The 8,107-nt window shown below is 46.6% G+C and carries 6 protein-coding genes; all 6 read right to left on the minus strand.

Annotation, left to right across the window (positions count from 1 at the left end; genetic code table 11):
- Positions 1-90: 90 nt before the first annotated feature.
- The 6 genes from VNE01S_RS17640 to VNE01S_RS17665 all read right to left on the minus strand — a co-directional run bounded on the left by VNE01S_RS17640 (position 91) and on the right by VNE01S_RS17665 (position 7,672).
- Entirely contained in the window at positions 91-2,949 is a 2,859-nt protein-coding gene (locus tag VNE01S_RS17640) for a M16 family metallopeptidase (protein WP_053396986.1), read from the minus strand.
- Between the two features lie 9 nt (positions 2,950-2,958).
- Positions 2,959-3,420 (minus strand): YqaA family protein, encoded by a 462-nt coding sequence (locus VNE01S_RS17645; protein ID WP_053396987.1) that lies wholly within the window; start codon positions 3,418-3,420, stop codon positions 2,959-2,961.
- Entirely contained in the window at positions 3,414-4,364 is a 951-nt protein-coding gene (locus tag VNE01S_RS17650; RefSeq protein WP_053396988.1) for an NADP-dependent oxidoreductase, read from the minus strand. The genes VNE01S_RS17645 and VNE01S_RS17650 overlap by 7 nt, the downstream gene beginning before the upstream one ends.
- A 100-nt stretch (positions 4,365-4,464) precedes the next feature.
- Positions 4,465-5,595, minus strand: coding sequence for a sodium ion-translocating decarboxylase subunit beta (locus tag VNE01S_RS17655; RefSeq protein WP_053396989.1), 1,131 nt, complete (start codon positions 5,593-5,595; stop codon positions 4,465-4,467).
- A gap of 9 nt (positions 5,596-5,604) precedes the next feature.
- Positions 5,605-7,383, minus strand: coding sequence for a sodium-extruding oxaloacetate decarboxylase subunit alpha (oadA, locus tag VNE01S_RS17660; protein ID WP_053396990.1), 1,779 nt, complete (start codon positions 7,381-7,383; stop codon positions 5,605-5,607).
- Positions 7,384-7,414: 31 nt separating this feature from the next.
- Complete coding sequence (locus VNE01S_RS17665) at positions 7,415-7,672, minus strand: oxaloacetate decarboxylase subunit gamma (RefSeq protein ID WP_053396991.1); 258 nt, start codon at positions 7,670-7,672, stop codon at positions 7,415-7,417.
- Positions 7,673-8,107 lie beyond the last annotated feature (435 nt).

Consider the following 8,107-nt stretch of genomic DNA (forward strand, 5'->3'; position numbering starts at 1 on the left):
CAGTGGCTCGGAAGAACCCAAGCCAGGCTAAATAGATTAATAAAGAGTGACTTTCATCACTCTTTTGCGTTGCTTTATGTTATGTGTACTCTAACGGATGATTTCAAGCTCTTCCACGGGGATTTGCAAACTTTCTAATTGAGGCTTAAGACTTTTTGCATCGCCCACTACAATGATCTGATAATCTCGCGGTACGAACCACTTCGCAGCAAGTTGATCCAACGTCGATTTACTTACTTTCTCGACAATCTCGTTACGCTGCTTCAAGTAATCCTCATCCAAGCTATACGCTAGAATACTGCTGATCAGCGAAGATTTCTGTGAAGGAGTTTCATACTTCAAAGCATCTTGTTGACCGACCGCCAGGCGTAAAAATTTCATTTCTCTGTCCGTCAGGCCATTTTTGCTAAATGCTTCCAACTCAGCTTCGATTTCTTTGATCGACGCTAAGGTCGCATCCGCTCTGACCTGAGCGGCAAACACGATCGCCCCTACTTCCTTATTGCTAGCCAAGTAGCCCCTAGCACCATAGGTGTAGCCTTTATCTTCGCGCAAGTTCAGGTTAATTCGACTATTAAAGTTGCCAGCCAAATTAAAATTGGCCAACTGAGTCAAATAGGTTTCTCCCGTCGCATCAAAGGGCAATCCCTGACGAACAAAGCGAACGATACTTTGGGGCGCTCCAGGTTTGTCGACTAAATAAACCTTGCGTTCGCTTAAATCATTCACGAGTTGTGGGCGCAATAAAGGAGCTTCCTCACCTTTCCAACTCTCAAAGAAAGCCAGCTCTTTTTTAATTTGCTGCTTAGAGATATCCCCCACGACCACAATTTGCGCTCCTTGCGGAGTATAGTGCTGCTGATAAAACGCTTTGATATCTTCGAGGGTCAACCCACGAATCGAATCCGCGCTACCATCATTTGAGCGCTGGTAGACCGAACCAGAGAACAGAACCTGTCTTGTCGCTTGAGAAGCTAACCAACCCGGCTTCTGATGCTGGTAGACAATACCTTCCAACATTTGCTTTTTGTTGCGTTTAAAGTCCGATTCTTTAAATGCAGGGGTAAATAGGATCTCTTCCGCGATCGACAATGTTTGCGTCAGGTTTTTCTTTAGGCTGGAGATTCGGATACTGGTCGTGTAGTTCTCCGCGCTGACCGAAACTGTACTTCCTAGTTTATCCAGCCTTGCTTGCAGTTCTTCCACGCTTGAGTCCAGCGTACCTTCCTGCATCATTGCGGCGGTCAGGTTTGCAAGCCCTTCTTGCCCTTCAGCAACATAACGCTCTCCCGCTGGCAGGCGAATGTTAATCTGAACGGTTGGCGTTTCTGAACTCACCGCACCTAACAACTCTGCCCCATTGTCAAAATACAGTTTGTACAGTGGCGGCATTTGCGCTTTGACTGCTTGCGCAACTTTCGGCACAACAGCACGATCAAAATTGTCTTCTGCACGACGGTAATCCAGATCAGCTTCGGTCGTTTTCACATACTCAGGCAAAGTGCGTTCAGGCGTTTCAAAGGTTGCTGGTGCAACCGAAAACTCGGTTTTTCCTTTTGGTACAACACTCAACGTGACTTTCTTATGTCCATTCACATAATCTTTGTACGCCTGCATCACCGACTCAGGTGACACGGCTCTGATTTGCTCAAGTTGAGTCTGCAATCGATCGGGTTGGTTATAAAAGGTCTGGTTAGACGCCAGTTGAGACACTTTGCCTTTGACACTTTGTAGGGCGAAAACCGCTCCTGCTTCAGCTGAACCCGTAATTTGATCGAGTCTCTGCTGCTCAACGCCTTTTGCCTCGAAGTCCTGCATAACTTGCATCATTTCTTGGTACAAAGGCTGTAGCTTTCCTTGCTCGCCAGAAGGAGCCATCGCGTACAAGTAAAAGTTACATGCAAGCTCGGCGCAATCATGGAATGCACCAGCATCCACGGCTTTTTCCGTTTTCACGAGTTTTTGGTAAAGCAAGCTATTGGCACCGCTGCCAAAAATATTCGCCAATGCATTTAACGATGCTTGAGTCTCTTCACCACGATATGTGGTTGGCCAGCCAATCATCACCATCGGTTGCTGGATACGGTCTTCCAATGTGACGTAACGGTCTTCCGCCAGTTTAGCTGGTTGTTTGGGTGCCTTTTTGACTTCAGGCCCCGTTGGAATAGAACCAAAATACTTGTTCACCCACTCTAAGGTTTGCTCGACGTCAATGTCACCACCTATCGTTAATACGGCGTTATTCGGGCCATACCAACGAAGGAAGAAAGCTTTAAGGTCATTCACATTCACTCGATCAAGGTCTTCAACGTAACCAATCGTCTGCCAGGAATACGGATGGCCTTCAGGGTACATCGCCTCGCTCATCTTTTCCCACATCAAACCGTAAGGGCGGTTGTCGTAATTCTGCGCACGCTCGTTTTTCACCGTGTCTCGCTGAATTTCGAATTTTCTTTGTGAAACCGCATCGAGCAAAAAGCCCATTCTGTCAGACTCTAACCACAGCATTTTTTCTAGCTGGTTCGATGGCACGGTTTCAAAATAGTTAGTGCGATCTCGATTGGTGGTGCCGTTCAGCGTACCACCAGCTTCGGTAATGAGCCTGAAGTGTTCTTGATCACCGACATGCTCACTGCCCTGAAACATCATATGTTCAAAGAAATGCGCGAAGCCAGACTTGCCAATCTCTTCTCGCGCAGAGCCAACATGGTAAGTCACATCAACATGGACCAAAGGGTCTGAATCGTCCGGCGATAGGATCACCGTCAGACCATTATCTAACTGATATTTAGAGTATGGGATCATGGCCTTACCCGGTTGTTCGTTCACTTGTTCAATTAAAGTGACGCCCGAAGGTAAGGAAGAAAATAGAGGTACTGATGAAATGTTGCTACTTGAACAACCGTAAAGAGCTACGAGAGAAAACGCACCAAGCCATATTTTTCTCATGACATCTCCTTAGAAAAAACCAAAATAAATCGCGGCAAGTAAGCTGTATCTTAAAGCCTTTCCGATAAAGACGAGACACAAACAAGGCAAGAATCGCATACGCAGCCAGCCTGCCGCCAGACAAAGCGGATCACCAATGATAGGTAACCAGCTGAAAAAAAGGGACCAATGGCCATATTTACTTAACCACTGGATGGCTTTATGACCATGCTTTTCGCTTTGAGTTCGATTGGGTAACCAAAGACCTATTCCATAGTTGGTTAAGCCACCGAGCGTATTGCCTAACGTCGCAACCGTAATAAGGGTGAGCACCGAGTATTGCTCTAAGCTAAGTGTAGCAATCAATCCCGCTTCCGAGCCGCCCGGCAGCAACGTCGCACTGAGAAAACCAGTCATGAATAGTACCCAATGAGCTGAATCAGAAAACCAAAGCGCTAACGTTTCGAATCCGGCATTAAACGCTTCTAGCATTGCATATCGAGCAACACTTTGCCCCTGGTGTGGCTGGTTTCAATTTGTTGATGGGCTGCAACAACCTGATCCATAGGATAAATCTTAAATATCTCAGTTTTTAATAGGCCTACGCTTACCATATAAAGCAACGTGTCTAGCTGTTTTGGATCTGGGTCGACTAACATGCCTGTTGCCTCAAAGCCCAACAGCTTTGCTTTTTCACAAATGAGTTCAGCGCTGAGGGTAGGAACCGTGACAACTTTCGCACCATCTTTTAGACACTTTAACGCATCTAACGCGGCGTCACCTCCAACTAGGTCGATAAGCACATCTACCTCTTCGACTCGTTCAGAGACAGGGGCAAATTTATAGTTCACCGCATGCGCGCCCAATGTGGCCATATAATCCAAATTCGCTTCACTGCATGTGGTAAATACTTCTGCTTTAGCTGCAACCGCGATTTGAATCGCAATATGACCAACCCCACCAGCACCAGCCAGAATCAGTACGCGTTGCCCTTCTTTCACACCCGCTTTATCCAAAGCTTGTGCCGCAGTTTGCCCCGCTAAAGGCAGGACGGCCGCAGCTTCTAAGGTGACAGAATCAGGCACCAAGCTAAGGTCATTTTCTGGCACGCAGATATACTGGCTATAGCCGCCTCCCTGGGTGGGAAAACCGACAAAGCCAGCGACATTATCGCCGATATCAAACCTTTCAGCTTGTGAGCCACAAGTGACAATTTGGCCAGAGATATCATAGCCAGGGACCCAAGGCAGGTTGTCTTTGTTCTGAGAAGCCGCCCAGCCAAGACCTGCACGGGTTTTGACATCGATAGGGTTAACGCCAGCAAATGCGACTTTTACTAACACTTCCCCCTGTTTAGGCTCAGGAATGTCAGATGACTGAATGGTGAGAACGTCGGGTTCACCAAACTGAGTAATTGCGATTTGTTTGTTTTCCATTTCAATTCTTCCCTATCGATAAAAAAAGGGATGCAAAGCATCCCCTTGAATATATACCAATTCTTTTGGGTAAGTTAACCACTTACTCTAAAAATAGCGGTTAACCTACCAGTGCTAACAAAATACCAGCCGCGACCGCAGAGCCTAATACACCCGCAACGTTTGGTCCCATTGCGTGCATAAGCAAGAAGTTTTGTGGGTTGGCTTCTAAACCTACTTTGTTAACCACACGAGCTGCCATCGGTACCGCCGATACACCAGCAGCACCAATTAATGGGTTAATGTCTTCTTTCGAGAACTTATTCAGCAGTTTAGCCATCAAAACACCGCCAGCAGTACCAATGCTGAATGCCACTGCACCCAAGGCAAGGATACCTAATGTCTCTAAGTTTAAGAACTCTGCCGCTTGAAGCTTAGAGCCCACGCCAAGGCCCAAGAAAATGGTCACGATGTTGATCAGCTCATTTTGCGCTGTTTTCGACAATCGATCGACAACGCCCGCTTCACGCATAAGGTTACCCAAACAGAACATACCCACAAGCGGTGTCGCTGCTGGCAAGAACAGAATGGTCATCATCAATACAGCAAGAGGGAAAAGTACCTTCTCGGCTTTACCAACGTGACGCAACTGAGCCATTTGTACCTTGCGTTCTTCCGGTGACGTCAGCGCCTTCATAATAGGTGGCTGAATAATCGGTACAAGCGCCATATAGCTGTATGCCGCTACCGCGATCGCACCAAGCAGATCAGGAGAAAGCTGACTAGCCAGGAAGATGGCTGTTGGACCATCCGCACCACCAATGATCGCGATCGACGCGGCATCAGCCATACTGAACTCCATACCCGGCACATAGTTAAGTAGGATCGCACCAAACAGAGTAGCAAAAATACCAAACTGAGCGGCAGCACCTAACCATAGTGTTTTAGGGTTAGCGATCAAAGCACCGAAGTCCGTCATCGCACCAACACCCATAAAGATGAGCAGCGGGAAAATACCTGATTCAATGCCTACGTAGTAAACGTAGTACAGCAGCCCACCTGGCTCTGTAAAGCCGGCATTGGGAATATTCGCCAGAATAGCACCAAAGCCAATAGGCAAAAGCAGTAAGGGCTCAAAGCCCTTACGAATCGCTAAAAACAGTAGCAAGCAGCCAACCAAAATCATACAGAGCTGGCCAAACTCGAAGTTAGCAATACCTGTTTCTGACCAAAGGGTCATTAATCCGTTCATGATACTCCCTTATGCAAGACTCAGCAGTGGAGCACCCACAGTCACGGCATCGCCTTCTTTCACGTGCAGATCCTGAACCACACCGCCACGGGCAGCACGAACTTCCGTTTCCATCTTCATCGCTTCAAGAATAAGCAGCACGTCACCTTCTTCAACTTGAACACCGCTTTGCACATTCACTTTGAAGATATTACCGGCTAGTGGTGCAGGAACGGTTTCAGAGTCACCCGCAGGCGCTGCTGGAGCCGCTTGTGGTTGACTTGATTTAGCTGGAGAAACCGAGGTCAATTGACCTTGAGGTCCCACTTCCACATCGTAAACTTGCCCATCAACTTTAACGCTATAAGTTTCGATGCCACCTTGCGCAGGTTGAGCAACGGCTGCAGGTGCCGCTTCTTCTTTACCCGGAGCAGGTTCAAACGCATCAGGGTTACGACGGTTTTTCAGGAACTTAAGTCCTACCTGAGGGAATAATGCGTACGTAAGCACATCATCAACGGTATCTTCAGCTAAAGAAATGCCTTCTGATTTCGCTTTAGCAAGAAGAGCTTCCGTCAGCGTTTCCATTTCTGCCGCCAGTAAATCAGCAGGACGGCACGTGATCGGCTCACCACCTTCTAGTACTTTTGCCTGCAACTCAGCGTTGAGCTCTGCTGGCGCTGCACCATATTCGCCTTTCAAAACACCAGCGGTTTCTTTGGTGATGCTCTTGTAACGCTCACCTGTCAGCACGTTGATGACAGCCTGTGTTCCCACAATCTGAGAAGTCGGTGTTACTAATGGAATGTAGCCAAGATCTTTACGAACGCGAGGGATCTCCTCCAATACCTCATCGATTCGATCGGCTGCACCCTGCTCTTTTAACTGGCCTTCCATATTGGTCAACATACCGCCCGGTACCTGCGCAATAAGAATACGCGAATCGACACCTTTCAGCTGACCTTCAAACTTAGCGTATTTTTTACGAACTTCACGGAAGTAAGCCGCAATTGGTTCAAGTTGGTCTAAATTGAGATTGGTATCGCGTTCGGTGCCTTGCAGCATTGCCACAACCGTCTCTGTTGGCGTGTGGCCGTAAGTACAGCTCATTGAAGAAATAGCCGTATCAAGAATATCCACACCAGCTTCAACCGCCTTAACCGCAGTCGCTGTAGACAATCCTGTTGTAGCATGACAGTGAAGTGCCAAAGGAATGTCTGTCGATGCTTTAATACGAGTGATAAGTTCCTCTGCTTCGTATGGCTTAAGCAGACCTGACATATCTTTAATACACAACGAGTGACAACCAAGATCTTCGAGGCGTTTCGCCAAGTCTACCCACGTATCTGTGTTGTGCACTGGGCTCGTGGTGTACGATAAAGTGCCTTGTGCATGAGCACCGACATCAACCGCCGCTTTCACCGCCTTCTCAAAGTTACGTACGTCATTCATCGCATCAAAGATACGGAAAACATCCATACCATTTGCGTGTGCACGCTCAACAAACTTCTCTACTACGTCATCAGCATAGTGTCTGTAGCCCAAAAGGTTCTGACCACGCAATAGCATTTGCATTGGGGTATTCGGCATCGCTCTTTTAAGCTCACGCAATCTCTCCCAAGGATCTTCTCCCAAGAATCGAATGCACGAATCAAACGTTGCACCGCCCCAAGTTTCAAGAGACCAGTAACCAATTTTATCGAGCTCAGCTGCGATAGGTAACATATCTTCAAGACGCATACGGGTTGCGAACAACGACTGGTGGGCATCACGAAGAACCACATCTGTTAAAGCTAGTGGTTTAGACATGCTCATTAACTCCTTTTAATCCATTCAATTGCTATTTAGCAGTAGAGGTACGATATTGATGTACCGCAGCAGAAATAGCCGCAACTACCTTCGGGCTAACAGCAGAAGTGTTGGGTTGAACTTTATTATTCTGTTTTGGGGTAGAGATCGGCTCTGGTACTTCTTCAGGTACCAATTTGGACATTAACCGAACGAGGTAGACAAGAATTGTTAGGAATATAAATACAACAGCCATGCCTGTAAGCATTAGGGCCGCTGCATCTACTAGCAGGCTTCCAACATTTTCCATTTTTGCATCCTTTCTTTGTCATCCTGACAGCACCGTTGGGTAACTACGAGTAGTCAATGTGACCAAGTTACTCAATCGATTCCAGATTATTTGCTGGTTTTGTACAGGAAGAACGTCTTAATCCCGACAAGAGACCTAGGATTATCGCGAATGGTTAAACTTTGTCAATTTTGTTTAAAGCAGTCTTGATGATAATGCACATATCTAAGGCTGAATACGTCATACAAATCACATAACTCTGCAATATATGTATAAGTAAGGATAAATAACTGCTGCTTTTCTGACATTAGTAGAAAAACAGTGATAATACTGCGATAGAGTTAATATTTCTTAGAAAACCCTTTATAAAACATTAACTTGTGGAAATGAAGTTACAGAAATGATCAATAATTGTTAACAAAAAAAGCCCTGCTATTTCTAGCAGGGCTTTCTGAT

Source organism: Vibrio nereis NBRC 15637 (assembly GCF_001591105.1).
GTDB lineage: Bacteria > Pseudomonadota > Gammaproteobacteria > Enterobacterales > Vibrionaceae > Vibrio > Vibrio nereis.

Excerpts from the sequence above, each read along its gene's own strand:
- VNE01S_RS17640 (WP_053396986.1), bottom strand. The coding sequence starts at position 2,949 with ATGAGAAAAATATGGCTTGGTGCGTTTTCTCTCGTAGCTCTTTACGGT.
- VNE01S_RS17645 (WP_053396987.1), bottom strand. The coding sequence starts at position 3,420 with ATGCTAGAAGCGTTTAATGCCGGATTCGAAACGTTAGCGCTTTGGTTT.
- VNE01S_RS17650 (WP_053396988.1), bottom strand. The coding sequence starts at position 4,364 with ATGGAAAACAAACAAATCGCAATTACTCAGTTTGGTGAACCCGACGTT.
- VNE01S_RS17655 (WP_053396989.1), bottom strand. The coding sequence starts at position 5,595 with ATGAACGGATTAATGACCCTTTGGTCAGAAACAGGTATTGCTAACTTC.
- oadA (WP_053396990.1), bottom strand. The coding sequence starts at position 7,383 with ATGTCTAAACCACTAGCTTTAACAGATGTGGTTCTTCGTGATGCCCAC.
- VNE01S_RS17665 (WP_053396991.1), bottom strand. The coding sequence starts at position 7,672 with ATGGAAAATGTTGGAAGCCTGCTAGTAGATGCAGCGGCCCTAATGCTT.